This is a genomic window from Actinacidiphila yeochonensis CN732 (assembly GCF_000745345.1).
GTDB classification, from domain to species: Bacteria; Actinomycetota; Actinomycetes; order Streptomycetales; family Streptomycetaceae; genus Actinacidiphila; species Actinacidiphila yeochonensis.
On the sequence record NZ_JQNR01000002.1, the window covers coordinates 43,518 to 63,709 of the forward strand.

Annotated in this window: 20 protein-coding genes; 18 read left to right on the top strand and 2 right to left on the bottom strand. The window is 72.4% G+C overall.

Going from position 1 to position 20,192, the window contains the following annotated elements; translation table 11 throughout:
* The first annotated feature begins 24 nt into the window (after window positions 1-24).
* From ligA to BS72_RS00600, 8 genes are all read left to right on the top strand, one after another.
* On the top strand, window positions 25-2,058 hold the full coding sequence (ligA, locus tag BS72_RS00565) for an NAD-dependent DNA ligase LigA (RefSeq protein WP_037905230.1): 2,034 nt from the start codon (window positions 25-27) through the stop codon (window positions 2,056-2,058).
* A 169-nt stretch (window positions 2,059-2,227) separates the two neighbouring features.
* Window positions 2,228-3,028 (top strand): hypothetical protein, encoded by an 801-nt coding sequence (locus BS72_RS00570; RefSeq protein ID WP_037905233.1) that lies wholly within the window; start codon window positions 2,228-2,230, stop codon window positions 3,026-3,028.
* 105 nt (window positions 3,029-3,133) lie between these two features.
* A complete protein-coding gene (locus BS72_RS00575; RefSeq protein WP_157856101.1) occupies window positions 3,134-3,967 on the top strand; it encodes a toxin glutamine deamidase domain-containing protein in 834 nt (277 codons plus the stop codon).
* A gap of 95 nt (window positions 3,968-4,062) precedes the next feature.
* Entirely contained in the window at window positions 4,063-4,356 is a 294-nt protein-coding gene (locus BS72_RS00580) for a hypothetical protein (RefSeq protein ID WP_037905238.1), read from the top strand.
* A gap of 171 nt (window positions 4,357-4,527) precedes the next feature.
* Window positions 4,528-5,946, top strand: coding sequence for a hypothetical protein (locus BS72_RS00585; RefSeq protein ID WP_037905241.1), 1,419 nt, complete (start codon window positions 4,528-4,530; stop codon window positions 5,944-5,946).
* Between the two features lie 84 nt (window positions 5,947-6,030).
* A complete protein-coding gene (locus tag BS72_RS00590; RefSeq protein WP_037905244.1) occupies window positions 6,031-6,342 on the top strand; it encodes a hypothetical protein in 312 nt (103 codons plus the stop codon).
* A 240-nt stretch (window positions 6,343-6,582) separates the two neighbouring features.
* Window positions 6,583-7,002, top strand: coding sequence for a hypothetical protein (locus BS72_RS00595; protein ID WP_051950341.1), 420 nt, complete (start codon window positions 6,583-6,585; stop codon window positions 7,000-7,002).
* A gap of 325 nt (window positions 7,003-7,327) precedes the next feature.
* The gene (locus tag BS72_RS00600) at window positions 7,328-7,669 is read left to right on the top strand and encodes a hypothetical protein (RefSeq protein WP_037905246.1); all 342 of its coding nucleotides are present in this window, start codon (window positions 7,328-7,330) and stop codon (window positions 7,667-7,669) included.
* Window positions 7,670-7,807: 138 nt separating this feature from the next.
* On the opposite strand, the gene BS72_RS00605 is transcribed toward BS72_RS00600, so the two are convergent.
* Window positions 7,808-9,820 carry a hypothetical protein gene (locus tag BS72_RS00605; RefSeq protein WP_037905248.1) on the bottom strand — a complete coding sequence of 671 codons (2,013 nt, stop codon included), beginning with the start codon at window positions 9,818-9,820 and terminating at the stop codon, window positions 7,808-7,810.
* A gap of 317 nt (window positions 9,821-10,137) precedes the next feature.
* Here BS72_RS00605 and BS72_RS00610 point away from each other — a divergent pair, with 317 nt between their 5' ends.
* From BS72_RS00610 to BS72_RS00655, 10 genes are all read left to right on the top strand, one after another.
* Entirely contained in the window at window positions 10,138-10,830 is a 693-nt protein-coding gene (locus BS72_RS00610) for a hypothetical protein (RefSeq protein ID WP_037905250.1), read from the top strand.
* A gap of 131 nt (window positions 10,831-10,961) precedes the next feature.
* Window positions 10,962-11,327, top strand: a complete 366-nt coding sequence (locus BS72_RS36965; RefSeq protein ID WP_063835932.1) for a DUF433 domain-containing protein — start codon at window positions 10,962-10,964, stop codon at window positions 11,325-11,327.
* An 81-nt stretch (window positions 11,328-11,408) separates the two neighbouring features.
* On the top strand, window positions 11,409-11,717 hold the full coding sequence (locus BS72_RS00620; protein WP_037905254.1) for a hypothetical protein: 309 nt from the start codon (window positions 11,409-11,411) through the stop codon (window positions 11,715-11,717).
* A gap of 250 nt (window positions 11,718-11,967) precedes the next feature.
* Window positions 11,968-14,628, top strand: coding sequence for a hypothetical protein (locus BS72_RS33425; protein ID WP_051950342.1), 2,661 nt, complete (start codon window positions 11,968-11,970; stop codon window positions 14,626-14,628).
* A 229-nt stretch (window positions 14,629-14,857) separates the two neighbouring features.
* The gene (locus BS72_RS00630; RefSeq protein ID WP_037905258.1) at window positions 14,858-15,052 is read left to right on the top strand and encodes a hypothetical protein; all 195 of its coding nucleotides are present in this window, start codon (window positions 14,858-14,860) and stop codon (window positions 15,050-15,052) included.
* An 80-nt stretch (window positions 15,053-15,132) separates the two neighbouring features.
* Window positions 15,133-15,984: a hypothetical protein gene (locus tag BS72_RS00635; protein ID WP_037905261.1), complete on the top strand. Its 852-nt coding sequence runs from the start codon at window positions 15,133-15,135 to the stop codon at window positions 15,982-15,984.
* 43 nt (window positions 15,985-16,027) lie between these two features.
* On the top strand, window positions 16,028-16,954 hold the full coding sequence (locus tag BS72_RS31840; RefSeq protein WP_051950344.1) for a hypothetical protein: 927 nt from the start codon (window positions 16,028-16,030) through the stop codon (window positions 16,952-16,954).
* A gap of 63 nt (window positions 16,955-17,017) precedes the next feature.
* Complete coding sequence (locus tag BS72_RS00645; protein WP_232792167.1) at window positions 17,018-17,620, top strand: HD domain-containing protein; 603 nt, start codon at window positions 17,018-17,020, stop codon at window positions 17,618-17,620.
* 9 nt (window positions 17,621-17,629) lie between these two features.
* Window positions 17,630-17,998 carry a hypothetical protein gene (locus BS72_RS00650; protein ID WP_157856102.1) on the top strand — a complete coding sequence of 123 codons (369 nt, stop codon included), beginning with the start codon at window positions 17,630-17,632 and terminating at the stop codon, window positions 17,996-17,998.
* 287 nt (window positions 17,999-18,285) lie between these two features.
* Complete coding sequence (locus tag BS72_RS00655; protein WP_037905266.1) at window positions 18,286-19,047, top strand: toxin glutamine deamidase domain-containing protein; 762 nt, start codon at window positions 18,286-18,288, stop codon at window positions 19,045-19,047.
* Between the two features lie 145 nt (window positions 19,048-19,192).
* Here BS72_RS00655 and BS72_RS37620 read toward each other — a convergent pair whose 3' ends face one another.
* Complete coding sequence (locus BS72_RS37620) at window positions 19,193-20,056, bottom strand: hypothetical protein (protein ID WP_037905271.1); 864 nt, start codon at window positions 20,054-20,056, stop codon at window positions 19,193-19,195.
* Window positions 20,057-20,192: the final 136 nt, after the last annotated feature.

Below are 20,192 nucleotides of genomic sequence, written 5' to 3' on the forward strand. Positions count from 1 at the left end.
AGACCTCTACGTAAGGATCACCGCATGAGCACCGCAACCGCCCTGGCCAGCCGCACCGACTACGACGCGGCCGTCGGCACCGCCCTCGCCGCCTGCGCCGCTTACTACGGCGACGGGGACACCGCGCTCGACGACGCCACCTACGACGCCCTCGTGCGCCAGCTGACCGACTACGAGCGCGAGCACCCCGACCACGTCCGCGCCGATTCCCCGGTGGGCAAGGTCGCCGGCGGCGCGGCACCGGCCGGCGACGTGCCCCACACCGTCCCGATGCTCTCCCTCGACAATGTCTTCAACGCCGCGGAGCTGGCCAAGTGGGGCACCTCGCTGGCACGCCGCCTCGACGCCCCGGTGCGCGGCGGCTACGCGGCCGAGCCGAAGCTCGACGGCATGGCGGTGGCCGCCCGCTACTCCAGGGGCGTGCTGACGAAGCTGGTCGGCCGCGGCGACGGACACCACGGCGAGGACCTGTCTGCGGCCATCGGCAGCATCGTCGGCCTCCCCACGCGCCTGGACAGCGAGGCGACCGTGGAGATCCGCGGCGAAGTCCTTCTGACCAGGGCGCAGTTCGAGGCCGCCAACGACCTGCGGGCCGGGCACGGCGACAAGCCCTTCGCCAATCCGCGCAACGGCACCGCCGGCACGCTGCGCGGCGCGAAGTCCCGCAACTACACGATCATGACGACGTTCTTCGCGTACGGGGCGGTCAGCCTCGACGGGGTGGACTTCCTGCGCGGGGACACCCACGAGGCCGTCATGACGCAGGTCGCCGAGCTCGGCGTGCAGACCACCGCGGCCACCGAGGTCGGTCTGCGGGTGTTCTCCACCCTGGAGGACGTCCAGACCCGCGTGGAGGAGATCATCGCGCTGCGCGGCGAACTCCCGTTCAACATCGACGGCGTTGTCATCAAGGCGAACAGCTTCGCCGAGCAGAACACGGCCGGGTTCGCCACCCGCCACCCGCACTGGGCCGTTGCCCGGAAGCTGCCCCCGGTCGAGCGGCAGACGAAGCTGATCGGCGTCGAGTGGCGCGTGGGACGCACCGGCATCATCGCGCCGCGCGCCGTCCTGGAACCGGTCGAGGTCGACGGCAGCACCGTGCAGTACGCGACCCTGCACAACCCCGAGTTCATCACCAAGAGCGGCATGAAGATCGGCGATGTGGTGACGGTGTGGAAGGCCGGCGACATCATCCCGCGCATCGAAGCCCCGGTCCTGGACCTGCGCGGCGAGGACGTCTCGCCGATCCTCTTCCCCGACGCCTGCCCGGGGTGCGGCGGCGAGGTCGACAAGAGCGGCAAGCGCTGGGAATGCGCCGACTCCTCCGGCGGCGGCTGCGGTCTGCTGGCCGCCCTGCGCTACGCCGTCGCCCGCGACATGCTCGACATCGACGGCCTGGGCGAGGTCTTCCTGGAGGCCCTCGTCGAGGCCGAGGCCGTCGGCGACGTCGCGGACCTGTTCACCCTCGACCGCGACCAGCTGACGGCGGCGGCCCGCAGCGAGAAGCGGGCCGACACCATCCTCGGCCAGATCGCCGCCGCCAAGGACAAGCCCCTTAACCGGGTCTTCTGCGCGCTGGGCATCGTGCGCACCGGCCGGACCCTGTCCCGCGAGATCGCACGGCACTTCGTCACCATGGACGCCATCCGCGCGGCCGACGCCGACGACCTGGCCAAGGTGAAGAAGCTGCCGCCCGCCAACGCGCCGAAGATCGCCGCCCACATCGCCGTCATGGGGCCGGTCATCGACAAGCTGGCCGCGGCCGGGGTGAACATGAGCGAGCCGGTCACGGACACGGCGGGCGGCCCGCTGTCCGGTCAGACCGTCGTGGTCACCGGGGGCATGCGCGGCTCGATGGCCCACCTCCGCAACCGCAACGAGATCCGGGAGTTCATCGAGAACGCGGGCGGTACGTCCTCGGGCTCGCTGTCGAAGAAGACGACGCTGCTGGTCGCGGGCGAGAACGCCGGATCGAAGCTGGCCAAGGCCCGCGAGCTGGACGTACGGGTCGTCACCGAGGAGGAGTTCGCCGAGATGGTCGCCTCCCCGCAGTCCTGACAGGCCGTCCCTCACGCCCGGGCCGGTGCTCCGCACTTCGCGGGGCACCGGCCCGGGCGTGTTCGGTTTCTGTCTCTGTCCACAGGTCCGGGCCCTCACGCTGCTGCCCTGCGGCCCCGGCCCCCGGGGGACACCACACGGTCCGCCCGACCCCGACGAGAGGGAGTTCATGAGCTACACCCGGTTCCAGGACGCGCGTTCCGCCGCCCACCTGGGCGGCAGCGAGCGGCCGTGGCTGCACAGCCTGCTGCACGAGCATGCGGCCGGCGTCCTCCTGGACCGCCCCGACTCCGCCCAGGTCGCCGCGACGCTGTACGAGTTGCTGCCCGCCGGCCACGACCTGCGGCAGGTGCCGCTGCACTCCGGCCATCAGGCCCGCCGCTGGCTGCACCTGTACGTGCGCTGCTTGATCGGCATCTTCGACGACCCGGTCGCCGAGCACCGCGGACACGGCATCGGTCCCTTCACCCTCATGCTCAACACCGCCATGGAGTCGGGCGGCGACGCCCTCCGGCTGGCGGCGCGCCTGCACGGGCAGTGCGAGGTCAACTGCTGGGTCGACGGCCCCAACCGGGGCTGGCTGGCCGGCATCATCACGGCGGCGCTCACCAGCGGCCTCTACCGCCCGGACTGCGGCTGGGAGAAGGTCCGCGACCTGCTGCGCGAACGGTCCGACCTGCCCGTGGTGGTCTCCTTCAGCGACTCCTTCCCTACCTTCTGGAGCGCCCGCTCCGGCGACGCCGACGACGACCCGGACGAGGCCGAGCAGCGATGGGAGACGCTGCAGGCCGACGAGCGGTGGCAGCAGGGCATGGCCGCGCTGCACCGGCGCCCCCAGGACCGGCTCGAACTTCGCCCCGACTGGGCCGGCTACCGCTTCGGTCACGAACTGTCCTTCACCGACCTGCTCGCCGAGGACCGGGCCGAGCGGCTGGAGCGCGCCTTCTCCCCCGGCGCGCCGCCCGCCTGAACCAGCGCGCCGGCGGGCTGCGGTCCCGGTCTCTGTCCACAGGTCTCACCGCGCACCGTGTGGGACGAACGGCCGCGCGTGAGCGGCCCGGAGCGAGGAGGACCCGTGTGTAGATCGCAGGCCCAGGGCGGCCGACGCTGCCGTGGCAGCAGCCTGGCGGTGCGGCGGGCGACGTACGCCGTGAAGTCCTCTGCCGCGTCCAAGGCCGTGAACAAGGCCCTCGCCGACGGAGAGCTCGACCAGAACTCGGAGGCGTACCGGCAGTTCGAACTGGCGCACTCATCGGCGATGCGAGCCCGGCGGCTGGCGCAGGAGGGGGACCACGACGGCGCGGCGGATGCCGCCCTGGACGCCAAGAGCGACATGAACCGCGCCGCGCGGCTGCTCAAGGCGCATGCCGCGCGGCGGACCGAGCCGCCTGCGCCCGCGCAGAGCACCGACGAGCAGATCAACGGGACGCTCGAGAGGATCAACACCAAGTACAAGCGGGGCGATCCGGCCTACTCGCACAACTGCACCAGCGTGGTCCAGGCCTACGAGCTGTCGAGGCGAGGGCAGAACGTGAAGGCCGGCCCGCTGGAGCCGGGCAAGACCGGAGGCCGGCCGCTATCGGTGATCGAGGAGGCGTGGGGGACGACGTTCACCACCGCCTACTCCTCGCTGTCCTCGGACTCCGACGGCGGGCGCGCCGAGGTGGAGGAGGCATTCAAGGAACCCGGCTCCCGGGGAGTCGTGTTCGTGGCGTGGCGATCGGGCGGCGCGCACGTTTTCAACGTCGAGAACGTCGGCGGCACGGTGCGCTTCGTCGACGGCCAGCCCAACCCGCCGGTCACGAACGCCGGGTACTACTTCCGCCGCAGCATGGCGACCCAGTGGGTACGGCTCGACGAACAGCCCACTCCTTCGCCGAGCGCGACGGCCCGCTATCTGGAGCCGTAGTCGGCCCACACCACAGCCCGACACATATAACTTGACATACTGCACCCTGTGGTGTAGATTAATGAATACCTGAAGAGTAGAGGATGGGGTTAGTCATGACGCTTTCGTACACGGAGGCCCGTGCGCGGGTCATCGACGCGACCAAGCCCGGCTGGGACAACGGCACGTTCTGCCTGGACGACCGGGAGATCACGGAGAACGACGACATGTTCGTCTTCAACGTCGGGGCGCGGGAGTTCCTGGTGGGCAACGACGCCTCGTTCGCGGTCGTCGGCGGCGTCTGGGTGGTCTACAAGTCCGACGGGCGGGTGGCCACGGTCCCCTCCGTGGAGGTGGCGATGGACCAGAGCATCCGGACCCGGCCGAACCCGGAGCCGACGATGAGCTGACGACCGCGAGCAGCCCCACGGCGGCACGGCGCGGCGGCGGCGCCCCTGAACGGGTGGCCGCCGCCGCTTCGTGCTCCGTCTCTGTCCACAACCCGCTCCGACCAGCATCAATGCCGCTGGCCACCACGGTGGCCGGCCGGTCAGTGAGCAGGTCGGGAAGGAGCGGGCACCGTGTGCAGGTCGAAGTCGAAGGGGGGCCGGCGCTGCACCGCGTCGCACCCGGCCGTGCGGTCCGCGCAGCGCGCGGCTTCCTCCGCGTTGGCGCAGAGCGTGGCGGACGCGGGCACTGGGCACCCCGCTCAGGAGGCGTTCGACAGCGCGCGTGAGTGGGCCGACCGGGCCCGGCTGGCCGCCGAGGCGGGGGACGACGAACGCGCGCGGCGGTGCGCCGAGCACGCGAAGGCGTGCGCCTCTGCGTCGCGGGAGATGCTCGCGGACTCCCGGCGGCAGGCGCCGTATCCCCCCACGACCGACCCGCGCAGCGCGTTCGCGATGACCACCCCGCGCCGTCCGGATCCCCAGCCGCCGGCCGAGGAGTGGACCGCCCCGCCGATGCCGGAGTACCCCGAGCACGTGCGGGCCGCCGACGCGCTGGCGGCGGCCACCGGTGCCGGCGGCCGGGCCACGTTCATCCCGCGTGAGGACGGCGGTCAGACCGTCGCCTGGGGAGGGGAGTCGTACGCCGGGTCGGCCACGGTCTACCCCGGCACCGACGAGGAACCCCCGCACGCCCGGGTGGTCTTCCACCGCCTGGACCGCGACCGCTACCAGGCCCTGGCCGACTCGCCCTGGCCCTACCGGGTCGAGGGCGGGCAGGTCATCTACGACCGTGTCCCCGCCGACCACGCCGAGCAGATCATCTCCGCGGCCGCGTCGGGCACCGCTGCCCGGCCCTGGGAGCGACATGGGCTGAGCGACGCCCGTGAGCGCCAGGACCTCGACCGGGACGCGGCGGGCCGCCTGCAGGAGGAGTCCGAGCGGTGGGCGGCGAAGTTGAGCCGGCCGCAGCGCGAGTGGACCCAGACGTACACCGGCAGCTCCGCGATCCGGGACCTCAACGGCCACCTGTACCGGGGCGAGGACCTGGACAAGCCCGCCGGCACCATGGACGTTCCGGCCCGAGAGATCATCGGACACCTGGACGGCGCGATCGCCGCGGCGGGGACGTCGGAGCAGGCGCAGATCGGCTACCGCGGGTACACGCCTCCGGCGGAGGTCCTGCAAAGCGGCCGGGTCGCCGAGTGGGCCCGGGAGAACTTCCGGGTAGGCGCCCGGTACCGCGACGACTCCTACATGTCCATCAGCCACTGCCCGCGGGTGGCGGCGAGCTTCGCCGACACGTACTGGAAGGTCGAGGGCGGGCCCAGCGGCCGGGCGTCGACGGGGGTGATGTTCGAAACGGTCTCCCGGCGGGGCGCACCGGTCGCCGCCGTCGCCGCGTTCGGGAACCTGGAACGCGAGCGCGTCATGCCGCGCGGGATGAACTGGACGGTCGTCGGCGTGCAGGAGGGAGTCGTGGTCGACGGGAAGCCGCACGTGGTGATCCAGCTGCTCGACGAACGGGAGTCTCCCCGCTACCACCGCACGTAGATTGCGAGAACGCTGTGAAGAATTGCCACCAGGGCGAGGCCATCGACGCCGTCCGCCCCCAACCGACCCGGCAGGGAGACCGAGATGAGTGAGCAGCACGATCCCGCCTCGCGGCTGGCCGGCCAGAGCGCGCCGCGCCCCCTGGGGCCGACGCCCGCCCCGCTGGAGCGCCGCCCGTCCTTCGACGAGCTGATGCAGCAGGCCGGCCAGGTCGACTACGGACCGGTCGCGGAACACCTGGACGACGACGCCCGCACGGCACTCGGCCTGCCGGCCCGCCCGCATCCGGTGCAGGTGGACCGCGGCCTGGCCGACCGGGCCCGGAACTACTTCCTCACCCGTCCCGACCAGGCCGCAGGTCTACCGGCCGGCGTGCGCGACCTGCTCGCCCTGTAGGCGGTCTGCACCGCGGGGCCGCGATCCACTCGCTGCCGGGGTGCAGTGAGACGGGCGTCACCTGCGGTGCGGGCCCAGCGAGCGGACAGCAACTCCGGCGCGGGACACGATCGTCAGGTCACCGAGGAGGGGAACCCGCCGATGCCCGTACCGCGTTAGATCACCGCGTGCAGCGAACCCGCGACCCGAGGAGTCATCGAGCGGCGCAGAGGCGTAAAGGGCCGTCCCGTCGACTACCGGATGTCGCTGTGCCGCTGGCACCGCTGGCTCGCCTGGCCCGGAGGGCAGCGGGCGGCGGCCGGGAACGCCGGCCGCTGCGGAACCGTCATCGACTACCGCCCCTTCCGGCAGATCGTGGACAGTCACGTCGCCGAGTGGCTTCGGCCGCGGTTCCAGGAGACACCGCAGGATCACGGCGACGACGTGGCGGCTGCCCTGCGGGCGGCGCACCGCGGCCTGCTGGCCGGCCTGGCCCTGCCGATCGGGCGGCGGCCCGCCCTGGAGATGGGCTACGCCCTCGCCGCGTCCCTCGACCACGCCGTCCGGCTCGCCGAGGCCGTCGCCGCAGGAACGCTGGACGTCGAGGCGGGGCAGGCGCACCTGCTGACGGCCCTGTCCGTCGCCGAGGCGATCGACGCGACGGAGCGCGGGGTGAGCTGAACACCACCGCCCGAGGACTCGCCACCGTGAACGGGCTGCGGGCCTGAACGTCACCTGCACCCGGCCGAGCCGATGACGCCCGCCGGCCGTCTCGAGCCGGCCTGCGCTCCGTGACACGGCGGCGGCCCATGCCCTGGCGCCCTCGCCGGGCCACCCGACCGACGCGGGCCCACCAACCACGGCCGGCCTCCCTCCGAGGCGGCCGGGCCCTCTTCCCTGCGCGGCACATCCTTCGTCGTGTCCCCTGCGGAGCTGTCTCGGGCGTCTGCCGAGTGGTCACGCGCCCCCTACACCTACGACCCCATTTCGGCACGAGAGGACTCGCATGGACATCGACCCCGAGATCACCACCGCCAACGGCTTCCACATCGAGAACGTCCCCACCCGGTTCGTCAGCGGCTTCACCCGGTGGATCGAGGAGCACGCCGATCTGCGCCGTCCGGACGCGGCGGTCCTGATCGAGATGTCCGGTTACCTCGCCCGCACCGAAGGACTCGACGAGGAAGCCCTGCACATCGTCGCCGGGCTGACCGGCGCCGCACCGCAGGAGATCGTCCGTATCTACCGCAGGGACAACACCAGTTGGGCGGAGACGCAGGCCGTCCTGGACGCGCAGGGCCTCACCAACCTCGACGAGCATCTCGACGGGATCGGCCGGTGGGGGTGAAGCCCCGCCCACGCCGCGCGGCTGCGGCCCCGCGGCGGCGGGCGGCGCCTCCTGTCGACGGCCGGTGATGGGTTCGGTCGACGATGCGGCGCCCTGGTCCGGCGGTGCCGCGTACCCGCGGACCAGGACGGCCGCAGGTCAGCGCTCTGCGGCGCTCTCGCTGGTGGTGAGCTGATCGGTCACGGCGACGGCCAGGCGCGCGCCGGCGGCGACCTGCGGGCCGCCCCGTTCGGCCAGGACGGGGGTGTCCCAGGACGGATCGGCGAGTTCGGGCAGGTGGGGCACGAAAACGACTCCCCGGATGCCGCGCTCCCCCAGGACGCGATCGACGTCGGCGAGTTGCTGCGGCTCGATGTCCCCTCGCACCCGGTTGAGCGTGATCATCAGGCGGCCGGCGGGCAACCCGTGGACGGACCGCAAAAGAAGGTCCACGACGTCGGAACTCGGGCGCGGGATGTTGACGTGCTCGATCAGGTCCTCGTACGGCTGAAGGAGGGGCACGTCGTCGGCCGCTGGGGCCGCCCACTGCCCGCGGTGGTCACGCCACAGGTCGGCACCCCATCGTGCGATCGCCTCCGATTCGACCATCTCCAGCAACGCCCAGCAGCGGGCCTCCTGTTCGGCGGCCTCCGGCTGCGTCGCCAGCAGACCGGCCCGGTTGCGGCGCCGGCTGCGCTCCGGCCACACGGCCGAGACCTGCGGCCACAGGGCTGGATGGCGCCGTGTCCCCTCGGTGTCGATGGCGGCGAGGAACTCGGTCCGCCACCTGCCGAGGTCGGGCTCGTCGTCCTCGGTGGGCAGCTGCTCGATGTCGCGAGCCTCGAGTTCCTCCTCCTCCAGTTCGGCCAGGAGGGCCCAGTCCGGCTCCCAGTCCGAGCCGACACCGTCGTCGTACCAGGTGCGCTGCTGAACCCAGTCGGCGAAGACGACATCGAGGAAGTCGAGCAGCAACTGCTCGCGGTTCCGCTCGCGGCGGGGCCGGCGCAGGAGGTATTGCTGGTCAAGCCAGGCCCACATCTGCACGTGCTCGGGCCGCCGGTCGACGGTCTCGGTGTCCGTGATCCAGTGCCGTTGGTCGTAGCGCGTGACGGCCAGGACGAGGTCGGCCTCCTGCACCAGGTGCTGGTGCGGGTAAGCGCCGTTGCCGGTGTCGATGAGGACCACGTCGGCCTGCGTGCGGGCGAGCTCCACGAGAGTCCTGGCCTCCTCCCGGTCCTCCGGCAGAGCGGCGCCGCGCAGGGTCGGCAGGCCTGCGGCGACAAGGTGCCAGGGGCCCTCGTCTCGCTGGTCCTGCCTACCGAGCGGGGACGACGGGTCACTTCCGTCCGCCAGCAGCCTCACGCGGGTGCCGCCGCGGGCCAGGGCGGCGGCGAGCTGCAGGGCGACGGTGCTGCATCCGACGCCGCCCTGGGCGACGGGGGTGATGGCCACGACGCCTCGGACGCTTCCGGCGAGGGGACCGACCGGGCGGGGAAGCAGTTGCTGGGGCTTGGGGCCCTCAAGTTCGGGAGCGAGCGGCGCGCGGCCGGCCCACGGGGTGGACTCCGTGGCGCCGGTCAGGGCGGGACGGCGCAGCGCCCGGCTCCACAAAGCGCTCTCGCCCGGCGCGAAGACGTCCACGAGGGTGCCCCAGGCGCGCCGCTCCCCCTCGGCCGCCGCGCGCTGGTCCCACAGCGGTTCACGGCCGGCCGTGAGCGCCGCGGCGCGGGCCCGCTCGACGTCGGCTCCGGTGGCGCGGACGGTGATGCGCGCGGACCGGCCGAGCAGCCGGACGACGAGGTCCTGGTAGGGGCCGGTGGCAGCGCGCAGTGCGGGCACTCCGGCGATGCCGCCGGCGGCCCGGGTGGGCAGCAGGTGCAGCAGGAAGTCGGTCAGGTGGTCCGGATGCGGCCACAGCACGAGGCTCTCGACCCCGGGGGACGCGGCGCTGATTCCCAGCATCGCGTCCGGCGTGTCCAGCGGGCCGAGGGCGGGGTGGGGGCGGGCCAGGGTATGCAGCACCGCGGCCTCGAAGGCCTGCTGTTGCGGGTCGTTGCTGTCCGGGACGAGCCCGAAGTGCATGCCGTGGCGGCGGTAGAAGGCGAGAGCGGCCTGGTGGCCTTCGCCGGTGTACTGCCGGCGCAGCCGTACGGCCTGGCGTTCGGTGGACATGGAGAGGTCCGTCCTGCGGCGCGACTGCCCGGACCGGCGCGCCGACAGACGCAGGTGAAGTCGGTGCGACTGACGTGGCGTTCGCCTCTTCCCGCCGGGTCGCATCCGTGGGTCCGGGCCACTCGATGCGGACGGTGGCAGCAGTTCCTGCCGCGGGCAACGATAGCGCGCCACGCCCCCGGAGATCTCCGTCGGCCGGCCGAGCACAGCCAGGTGCACCCACCCAAAGGACGACACATAAAACTTGACTCACGTAGCCCTTGAAGGTAGAATAATGATTACCACGTCAGGCGGCAGGACCCCGAGGAGCGCACCGGATGACCATCAAGCGGATGCCGTTGAAGGCCAACGGCCACGTGCTCTCCCGTTCGGGAGAAGTGGAGGCGAAGTGGCTGTTCGACGACATGGACCCCATGGTCTCGGGTGCGGAGTACGCCTGCCGGGTCTGCAACCAGCCGCCGACCTACCGGTTCACCGATGACGCGGTCCACGTGGTGGAGCCGTGCCCCTACCCGGACGGGATCACCACGACGATCACCATCGCCGTTCCGTCCGGGAAGCTGCTGGTCAGCGACGACCTGCGCCCCGTCTTCACCTGGGTCGACGCCGACCCGATGAGCTACGAGTCGACACTCGGCAAGGCTCAGGCGATCCGGCAGATGGCCGATGCCGGGTGCGCCTTCGGTCCCGCCGACAACTGCGGCCTCGGCCTGTACCGCACCGGGCCGGACACCTACATCATCGCCAGCCCCCGCTTGGACGAGGACGACGAGCCCTCCCTCGCGGAGAGCGACTGCCTGGCGAGGATCTGCACGGACCTGTGGGCGTACTCCTGCGCCGACTTCGAGCTCTGGCAGGCCCGGGGCGGCGACCCGGCCACGCTCGGCTGGTCCGACACCGTCGTGGACGTGCCGCCCGGCGAGTACCGCTTCGTCCACCACTCCGGTGAGCGCGGCTTCGACCGTGACAGTGCCGACACCGTGGTCTTCGCTCACGTCGAGCGCATCTGAACGCCGCGCGGACCAGCCGCGGAGGGAGGCCCGCCACGCGCCGCCTCCCGCTCCGCCCGCACAGCGACACAGCCAACTTCCCCGGAGCTTGCCGCATCTACGGCAGAGCCTCCCGACGAAAGGAACACCGCGTGGGCGACAAGGTCATCTCCGAGAAGCACGTAGGCGAGTACGTGATCGACGGCCGGCGCGTGGAGATCACCCGTCTGGTCTGGCGTGACGCCGCCGGGCTGAGCTACGACATCACGGACGCGGAGACCGGCGACCTCCTGCGGGACGAATCCTTCGACGAGTACCCCACCGAGGAGCAGGTGCGCGACGCGCTCGCGGACTACAACTCCCCCGCGGAGGACGAGGAGGAACCCTCACCAGTCGGTTACTGCCGCTTCTGCAAGAGCGCGATCGCGCCCGCATCGTCCGGCCACCTCATCCACGCCGCGGAAGACGGTTCCAACCCCTGGTGCTGCGACGACTGCTGGGACCCCCGCCTGGGCTGATCGCTACCGGCCGCCGGAGTCGGCGGCCGCACACCGCACCGGGCTGGACGGCCGGTCGGGACACCCAGAGCACGAACCACCATGAAGAAGAAGGAGACCATGCCGACCGCCACCCCCCTTCCGCCCGAGACCGAGCAGCCGAGCATGAGCACGGTCAGGTGCGACTCGTACGCCTACACCCGCCAGCGCGGTGGCTGTGGAGCGGCCGCCACCAAGCTGCTGACCGTCACGTTCACCGAACGCCGCACCCGGCGCTACCGGCTGTGCGACCGTCACGCCGCCGGCGTGCACGAGGACGTGGCCGACCCCCTGTTCGCCTACCTCGGCTGCACCGGCGTGAGCGAGGCCCCCATCGCCCCAGCAGACAGCGCGACTTCGGCGGGCCGCTGACATCCGGCTGAACGGGCCTGGATCAACCGACGACCCGTCAACCCTCACCGCGCATGACACATAAAACTTGACACTAAAGCCCTATTTATATAGACTAATGAACGCCTCGAGAGTGTCCGTTCTGCCTCTCAGCCCAGCCCGCCGCCCCGCGTTCGCGTTCTCTGCCGGACGTCGGCCCGGTCGGCTCCATCTGTCCAGCGAGCCCGCCCTGCCGGCGGTTGCCCGCAGCTGCCCAGAAGGGAATGTCCGTATGAGCCAGAGCGCCGCCGGCGAGCATGAGGAGACCTACCGCGGCAGCCACATCCGCGTCGTGACCGTGCCGGAGCGCGAAGTGGGCGCCGGTGCAACGATCCTCACCCACCTCGCGCTGCGGGTGAACGGACAGCCGGTCACCACCCGGGCCCGCACCGTCAAGGCGGCGGTGAGGCGGGGCCGCCAGGCCGTCGACCGCGCGCTGCTGGATGCCCGGCTGCTGCCGGTCCTGCGCACGCTGGCCGCGGTGGGCCCCGGCGCCGCCGAATTGGTCGCCGCGGGCAAGGTCGGCGAGGGGGACACGGTGTGGGTCCACAGCTGGGGCCTGTGGCGGCGGGGGCAGGTCACCCGCATCGCACGGGTCAACGTGACCGTCTCCTACGTCACCGCGTCCTCCGACACGGTCCGCCACAAGACCGTCCACCCGCGGGACCTGCGCCGCGAGGCCTCCGCCGCGACGCCGTCCGCGGTGCCCGCGGTGCCCGCGGTGCCCGCCCGGAACGAAGCCGTGGACGACTGCCGCCGCTGCGGCAAGCGCATCGGGCTGTACAAGGGCCTGTGGTGGGGCGGGGACGACGACTTCATGTGCCCGGACGGGGAGACCCAGCACGCCCCCCGCGGACTGTGGCAGCAGCGCACGGACCGCCGGTCACCGGAACAGCTCACCGCCGCCCAGGGCTACTTCATGCGCTCGGTGAACGGCGGCACGGCGCGGCGCGTGCCGGCCCGCGCGGCGCTGGGCGAGATCGAGGCGGCGCTCGACGACGGCGTCCTGGTCGAGGACCTGCCCGGCGAGGCGGCCCTCCTCCCGTTCCGCGACCGGCGCGGCCGCATCGAGGTGCGCCCGGCGACCGCCGAGGAGAGCGCCGAGCCGGCGGTCGCCGACCATGACGTCTACGGACCGGGCAGCGAGGTCACCGTCCGGCCGGTGACGTGGGACCGGCAGAAGCGTGCGCACGTCGTGGGGACGGAGTTCGCCGCGAAGGTGGCGCACGGCGTCAACGGCGGCCGGTACAAGGTGCGCTGGTCCGGTGGCGAGGGCGTCTTCACGCTGGACGAGCTGCGCCCGGCGGGCGCGACGCGCCGGCCTGTCGAGGCGCTGCGGGCCGGGTCGCACGCGGTGTGGAACACCGGCGCCCGGGCCGGGGACACCACGTCCCAGCGCTGGCCGACCAGCCCGTTCGTGTACGAGTGCCGCGACTGCCGTACGCGCGGCACCCGTGGCGACCTTCCCAGCCGGCCGTGCACGGCGCAGGTCGAGACCGCCCTGTCGCTGAGCCGGGCGGAGGCTCTGCTGCCGGAGGCGTTCGCGCGGTGGGAGAGCCGGGTCACCACGGCGCGCGGTACCGACATCGGCGTCTTCCGCCGGGGTGTCGCGGTGGAGATGGCGGCGGCCGAACTGCGCGCCGGCGCCTCGCACTCCTGGGAGGACGACGGCCTGACCCTGCGCCGTGAGGGCTTCACCACCGTGCTGGAGCCGTACCGCAGCCCGCAGGAACGCGCGGCCGAGGCCGAGGCGCGCGCCGCCGAGGACCTGCGCTGGGAGAAGATCCTCGCCGACACCGAGGACGTCGCGTTCGAGGACCTGAAGGTCGGGGACGTGCTGGTGCGCGGCCACGGCGACGGGCGCCGCGCGCAGGTCGTACGGCCCGCCGAGGAGTTCACCGACCGGTTCGGGCGGACGATGCGCCGCCTGTGGTGCCGGGCCGTGGACGGCGGCGACCGGGAGGGCTGGGTCGAGTTCGGGCCCGGCGGGCGCACCCTGCGCCAGATCAACCGGGACGGCCATAACACCCCGGCCCTGCCCGAGGACGGCCAGCTCGCCGACTGCGCGCACTGCGGCGAGCCGATCACCTGGTCCTACGAGGACCCGGAGCCGGGCAGTGACAACGCCGTCGGCGCCTGGGCCGACGGCAGCGGCGCCGAGCAGTGCCCGGCCCGCCGGGACCTCGCGGACCCCGCCCACACCCCTGCCACCGACGGGGCGCTGGGCATGGGTGACGTCCGGGCCCGGTTCCGCCGGGCCATGGACCGGCTGGCGCACACCGACGCGGACGACCGCCTGGTCAGTCTGCTGATCCACGCGGCGGTGCTCTTTCCCGTCCTGGACGGGCGGGCCGACCTCACCGAGGTGCCCGAGCAGTTCCGCGCGGTGATGCACGCCGCCGCGTCGGTGACGCACCCGCCCGCCCTGGCCGCGCTCGCCCGCCGCGCCGGCCACCTGTGGGAAGGCGGCGCGGAAGGCGCCGAGGGGAGCCGGGACGCGTTCGTGGGCTGCCTGCCCGAGCACGCCGGGCACCCGGCGGTCCGGGCCGCGCTCGCGCAGGCCCGCAGTGCGGGTGTTCCGCTGGCGGTCATCGGCCGGGACTGGCGCTGGGGCTACGGGGAGCACGGCGCGCTCGGGCTCTTCGTCGTCCCCACCGGCGAGCGGACCGTGGAGTGCGAATGGTTCATCGACGGCTACAGCAACGAGACCGGGAAGCGGCCCGCGCAGGTCGGCAGCCTGCGCCCGGTGCGCAACGCTGCTCTCGCCGAGGTGCGCCGCAGCCTCTCGGACACCGGATGGAACGTGTGGGACAAGGCCAGCCGCCGCACGCACACCCACCGGCTGCTGAGCGTGCTGGCCACCATGCCGGACGCGAACGCGCCGGAGGGCTGAACGCGCTCCCCCACCGCGCTGCGGGCCGGGCGATGAACGCCTCCCGGCCCACGGCGCAGATCGAGCACAGGGGTGTGCGGCCTGCGGGCTTCAGCCCGTAAGGCCCTGGTGGGAGGGCCTTTCGCCGGTTCTCCCGGCCCCTCCGGAACATGGTTGACCATAATTCTTGACAGAGTTCAGCTTTATGTGTCATCATAATTCTTGACGGCGTTCAGCAATAGGGGAGAACATGGCCAGCAAGAAGGACACCCGACAGCTCATCAAGAAGCTGGAGAGCCAGGGCTTCGACGTGACACTGCGCAACGGCCACTACCGCGTCTTCAAGGACGGCAAGTTCGTCCAGGTCATGCCGAGCACCCCCAGCGACTCGCGAGGCCTGAAGAACGCGATGGCGTACTTCAAGCGCGCGGGCTTCCAGCCCTGATCTGCCGGAGGGCGCCGGGGCAACCCGGCGCCCCGGCCGTCGCGCCGTCACCGACGACTCCCGATGAAGAAGAGGAAGACATGACCGACTCCCCGCACTCCGTCTACGTGGAGTTCGCGGTGCCCGACGCGCCGGCGGACCTCTACGAGGGGCTGATCGACGCGCTGCTCGAGCGCCACCCGCACAGCGGGCCGAGCGCCGGCCCGGCCGGCAACGGCAACCTCAGCGTGCGCCTGTTCGTCGACGCCGCCAGCGTCGTCGACGCCGTCACCCGCGGCATCGAGTACGCCCAGGCCGCGGCCATGACCCAGGACATCACCCCCGACACCGTCATCGGGGCCGAGGTCATCACCGAGGCCGAGCTGGACCGCCGCAACGCCCAGCCGGCGGTGCCCGAGCTGGCCGGCGTCACCGAGGCCGCAGACATCGTCGGCGTCACCAAGCAGCAGATCAGCAGCCTCGCGAAGCGCATGCCCCTGCGCCGGCACGTCGTCCAGGAACTCGCCGCCGGCCCCGTCTTCCTCGCCGACGGCGTGCGTGCCTACGCCGCCACCGAGCACAACGCGACCCGCGGCGCCCGGATCTCCGACCTCGACCTCTCCCCTGTCGAGCGCGCGATCCTCAAGCTCCTGCACGCCATGGCCACGCAGCTCCCGTGGTCGGCGGACACGCCGGCGGAGCACAGCGCCGACCAGGCGCTCCACGTCGAGGAAGTCCTCGACGAAGGCCGCCTGCGCGTGCACCCGCGGCCCGCCGGCGACGTCGACCTGGAGGCCGTCCTGGGCCGGCTGGTCGAGCACCGGCTGCTGAAGACCCGCAAGCCCTACCGCGCCGAGCAGCTCCCCGACCACGACACCGACATCGTCGTCACCGTCACCGACAAGGGCCGCCGGCACGCCGGAGCGGCCGCCGCCGGCACCAACGCCCGCTGAACCGCCCACCACACCGCACTGCGACCAAGGGGGACACCACACCGTGAAGGACGACACCGGGAGCAAGGAAGACCGCGCGAGCAGCAAGCTCGTCGTGCCGCGGCTGACCATCGACCCGGACCTGCCGGCCGCGGTCCAGGAGGTGCTGCGCGCCGCGAAGCCCGCCGAGCTGCGCGATCCGGATCCTGCCGACGGCAGCATCTGGCGCGAGTTGAAGCTCCCCCTTCGGTGGGAGACGGGCATCGTGTGCGCCTGCGGTATCGCCTTCTTCAGCGGCGCCGGCCCGGATTCCCCCTTCAAGGGGCTCATGTGGCCTGCGGTCGGCGTCGGCGTCACCTGGCTGGTGCTCATGTCGATCATCCCGGTCGTAGGAGGCCTGGTGACCCGCAACCGGCTCCGCCGGATCCAGCAGGCTCGCGAGCAGTACGTCCTGGACACCGACCTGGTCCCCGCCGCCGGGCAGCTCCTGGCCCGCGCCGGCCACGCCGTCGCCGCCGTGCGCCGTTCGAAGGTGCACCGGGACGACTACCTCGACCGCCAGCGCAACGACGTGGTGCTGCCGGAGCAGGTCTGGGAGATCGCCGAAATGCTCCGCGCCTACAGCCGCGTGGAACGCTCCACCCCTACGTGGGCGAAGGGCCAGGAGGTCCGGCCCGTGCTGGATGCCCACCGCGCGGTACTGCAGACCACGCTGGACGGCATCGAGCGGCGGATGACGGCGCTGGAGACGTACGCCGAGCAGACCGCCGAGGCCGACTGGCGCTACGCCGAGTTCCTCCAGATCCAGCAGATCTCCGCGGCCGGCAGCGACCTGCTGGAGCTGCTGGCCCGCAGCGTCCGCGACGACCTCGCGGTCGCCGAGATCGACGGCCTGACCGAGCAGGCGACCACGGTGGGCGAAGCGTTCAAGACCGCCCTCGCCGAGGCCCGCGAGTCCGCGCACGCCCTGGCCGCCCCGACAGCCGCCTGACCGTCCCCGGCACCGGCCACCGCGGTCCTGCGCTGGCACCACCCCTCCGGAAGAGGAACCGATATGCACGATGATCTGCCGACGGTGACGTCCGTCGACGACGTCCGCGCGCTCGCCGAGCTCGCCCACGCCGGCCAGGTCGACAAGATCGGCACCGCGTACTTCACGCACGTCCAGGCCGTGGCCGACGGGCTCGCCCCGTTCGGCGACGACCTCGTCATGGCCGGCCTCCTGCACGACGTCGTCGAGGACACCGCCTGGACCGCCGAGCGGCTGCTCGCCGCGGGCGTGCCCGGCCGGGTGGTCGCGATCGTGGAGGCGGTGACCAACCAGGACGGCGTGCCGTACGAGGACAAGATCCGGCGCATCACCCGTGATCCGCTGGCCACGCTGGTGAAGATCGCCGACAACGCGCACAACTCCCGCCCCGACCGGGCCGCCCAGCTGCCGGCCGCCAAGCGCGACCGTCTCGCGGCGAAGTACCGGGCCGCCCGGGCCGAGTTGTGGCCGGCCGCGCACCGGAGCGACATCGAGGCGATCGTGCGGATCGTCAATCCGGCGCTGCTCACCGAGCTGGGCGAACACGTAGCGGGCGCGCCGGCCACGGACCCCGGCACTTCCGCCGGCAGCGCCGGACCCGCGTCCGTCACCTCGCAGAAGGGGTAGGGGGACACGGTGGCGACGGTGACGGCGGCGGATCTGCTGCGGATCGTTGAGGCCGTACCGCCGCGCCGGGCGCGCGCGAGCGAAGGAGTCCGTCTCGTCTACGACCAGGTCCACCTGACGATGTCCGCCGAGGACCGCCCGGCCGAGGAGTTGGCGCGGGCTGAGGTGGTCGGGTACCGGACGGCCCCGTGGGAGCTGACGATGTACGCGGTCAGCACGATCTCGGTCCGCGTCTGGCTGCTCGCGATGGAGGCCACCACGCCGGTCGACGTCAGCCCGTTCTGGGGCGGCCCCGGGCCCGTCCTTGTGGTCTTCACCGCCGGTGGCGCCTCCATACAGTTCCCGGTCATCGTCTGCCCCTCGGCGCCTTCGGCCTGATCAGCCGGCATTCCTGCCTCTCCGCCAGCTGGCCGCACATCTGGACCACCGCCTCGTGCCGCAGGTCTTTCGCGGAGTCGGCGCCCGCCGGGTCCACCCGCACTCCCGGCCTCGACGTCGCCGCGCGCAGTCTCCGGGCCCGCGGGGTGGCGGAGGTCTCTGTCCACAGGCAACTCCCCCGAACCTGACCCCTTGATCAGGCAGAGCACGAAGGCCAGTCAGGGGAGTTGAACGTGTGCAGGTCACTGGCACAGGGCGGACGACGGTGCCGCGGAAGCAGTCTGGCGATGCGACGGGCCCGGTACGCCACCAGTACGTCCGCCGCCGCGCGTATCTACCGGCAGGCCCTGGATGAGGGCGAGATCGACTACGGCGGGGCTGCCTGGGAGGCGCACGAGCGGGCGCAGGCCAGCGCCGAACGCGCCCGGGCCGCGGCCCAGTCCGGCGACCACGATGCCGCCGAGCGAGCGGCGATCGACGCCAAGAACCACATGAACCAGGCGGCCGCGGTGGTTCGGTACCACACGCAGGGGTCTGTGGCCCGGGTCGTTGAGTCCCGCAAGACGAACAAGCAGGTCGACAAGGCTCTGCACGCGGCCAACCCGCACTACCAGCAGGGCGTCCACGCCTACTCGCACAACTGCAGCCACGTTGCCCAGGCGTATGAGCTGCGTCGGCGCGGGCTGGATGTCGAGGCTGGCCCCGACTCGACGGACGGCCGCAACGTGGGCGAGCTCGGCGATGCATGGGGTGGGAGTTTCAGCTTCTGCGACAGCTCGGCCTCAGATGTCGGCCGGTCGGAGGTGGAGCGCGCCTTCGGCGAGCCCGGCTCCCGCGGGATGGTCGCGGTGTGGTGGAAGAACGGCGGCGGCCACGCCTTCACCGTCGAGAACGTCGGCGGCAAGGTCCGGTTCGTCGACGGGCAGCCGACCCCGCCGGTGACGGACGCTTCCCACTACTTCTCACTCGCCAAGGCCAGCGCGTTCATCCGGCTCGACGACAAGCCGACCCCGTCGAAGAAGACGCTGGAGCCCTTCATCGCCAGCTGAGCCGATGTCGGATTCCGGCCGGGCTCGCGTACGGGGACACGAAGCGCGTCGTCATCGCTGAAACCGACCGACACGTGGTCACCACGCTGCCAGCTGGGGTCCCGGCGTTCTGCACCGTGTCGGCTCGGCGCCCGAGCGCGAGAGGCTACGTGCCGCCGCCGGGGCTGCGCCGGCCTGTCGCCTCGTCGACGATCGCCCTGAGCTGTCGGCGCTGGCGGTCCTCTTCCGCGATCCGGGTGGCAAGCACGGCTCGGTCGGTATGGGGTTCGACGGCGGCCAGGACCAGGCGTTGCAGCTCGGCGGGGTCGAGCGCCTCGACTTCCCACTGCACCGGTCGGGCCGGGTCGAGTTGGTGCCGGCGGGCGAAGGCCGGCCAGCGCGGGTCACCGGCCTTGCCCGTGGCGGCCGGCAGGGCGTGGTCGCGGACTTGGTCGTGGGTGAGCAGGACCCGCTCCACGGAGTCCCAGCAGGCGGTGCGCGCCACCCAGTCGCGTTCGATATCGGCGCCGGAGGCGTCGAAGTCCCCGACGTAGAGCAGCGCGGTCGGGCGCGGGTCTCGGGATGTGCGTTCGCGGACGACCTGGACGTAGGTCTGGCTGCCGAATCCCCTGACGACAAGTACGGGGATGCCTGTGTCCTGCAGCCAGCCAGTGAGCTGGGCTCGCAGGGTGTCCTTTTCGCAGGCCACGTATACGGCTGCCTTCTGTCCTGTTGTGCGGTCCAGTGCGAACCAGTCTGGGATCGCGCGCAGGAACGTGGTGGCGTCCGGCCATGCGGGAGGGACGTGGATCTCGCGCAGAGGGTCGATGAGGTCGGGGAAGCGCTGCTGGCGGCGGGCCTGCGCAAGCTGCGCGGACAGGCGCCGGTAGGCCGGGGGCGTGTGCGGGATCGCCCCTTCGGAGACGAGCCGGTAGTAGACCTGGCGCAGGGTGCAGCCGCCGGCCGCCTGGTAGCTGGTGACGATGGCGGCAGCGCGTTCCACGATGCGCGCCCACTGGAGTCTGCCCACACCGGTACTTGTACCCGTCCGCGCCGGGAGGGGCTGGGCGGCAGGCCTGCGGCGGGTCGGCACGGACTCCTCTGGCCTTGCCCGGCAGGCCGGGAGGAGCTCCCGAGTACGCGCCCCTGGCCGAGCGCTCCCCGGC

Bases quoted from the DNA above. Each gene is read 5' to 3' on its own strand.
- ligA (WP_037905230.1), top strand. From the start codon at position 25: ATGAGCACCGCAACCGCCCTGGCCAGCCGCACCGACTACGACGCGGCC.
- BS72_RS00570 (WP_037905233.1), top strand. From the start codon at position 2,228: ATGAGCTACACCCGGTTCCAGGACGCGCGTTCCGCCGCCCACCTGGGC.
- BS72_RS00580 (WP_037905238.1), top strand. From the start codon at position 4,063: ATGACGCTTTCGTACACGGAGGCCCGTGCGCGGGTCATCGACGCGACC.
- BS72_RS00590 (WP_037905244.1), top strand. From the start codon at position 6,031: ATGAGTGAGCAGCACGATCCCGCCTCGCGGCTGGCCGGCCAGAGCGCG.
- BS72_RS00595 (WP_051950341.1), top strand. From the start codon at position 6,583: ATGTCGCTGTGCCGCTGGCACCGCTGGCTCGCCTGGCCCGGAGGGCAG.
- BS72_RS00600 (WP_037905246.1), top strand. From the start codon at position 7,328: ATGGACATCGACCCCGAGATCACCACCGCCAACGGCTTCCACATCGAG.
- BS72_RS00605 (WP_037905248.1), bottom strand. From the start codon at position 9,820: ATGTCCACCGAACGCCAGGCCGTACGGCTGCGCCGGCAGTACACCGGC.
- BS72_RS00610 (WP_037905250.1), top strand. From the start codon at position 10,138: ATGACCATCAAGCGGATGCCGTTGAAGGCCAACGGCCACGTGCTCTCC.
- BS72_RS00620 (WP_037905254.1), top strand. From the start codon at position 11,409: ATGAAGAAGAAGGAGACCATGCCGACCGCCACCCCCCTTCCGCCCGAG.
- BS72_RS33425 (WP_051950342.1), top strand. From the start codon at position 11,968: ATGAGCCAGAGCGCCGCCGGCGAGCATGAGGAGACCTACCGCGGCAGC.
- BS72_RS00630 (WP_037905258.1), top strand. From the start codon at position 14,858: ATGGCCAGCAAGAAGGACACCCGACAGCTCATCAAGAAGCTGGAGAGC.
- BS72_RS00635 (WP_037905261.1), top strand. From the start codon at position 15,133: ATGACCGACTCCCCGCACTCCGTCTACGTGGAGTTCGCGGTGCCCGAC.
- BS72_RS00645 (WP_232792167.1), top strand. From the start codon at position 17,018: ATGCACGATGATCTGCCGACGGTGACGTCCGTCGACGACGTCCGCGCG.
- BS72_RS00655 (WP_037905266.1), top strand. From the start codon at position 18,286: ATGCGACGGGCCCGGTACGCCACCAGTACGTCCGCCGCCGCGCGTATC.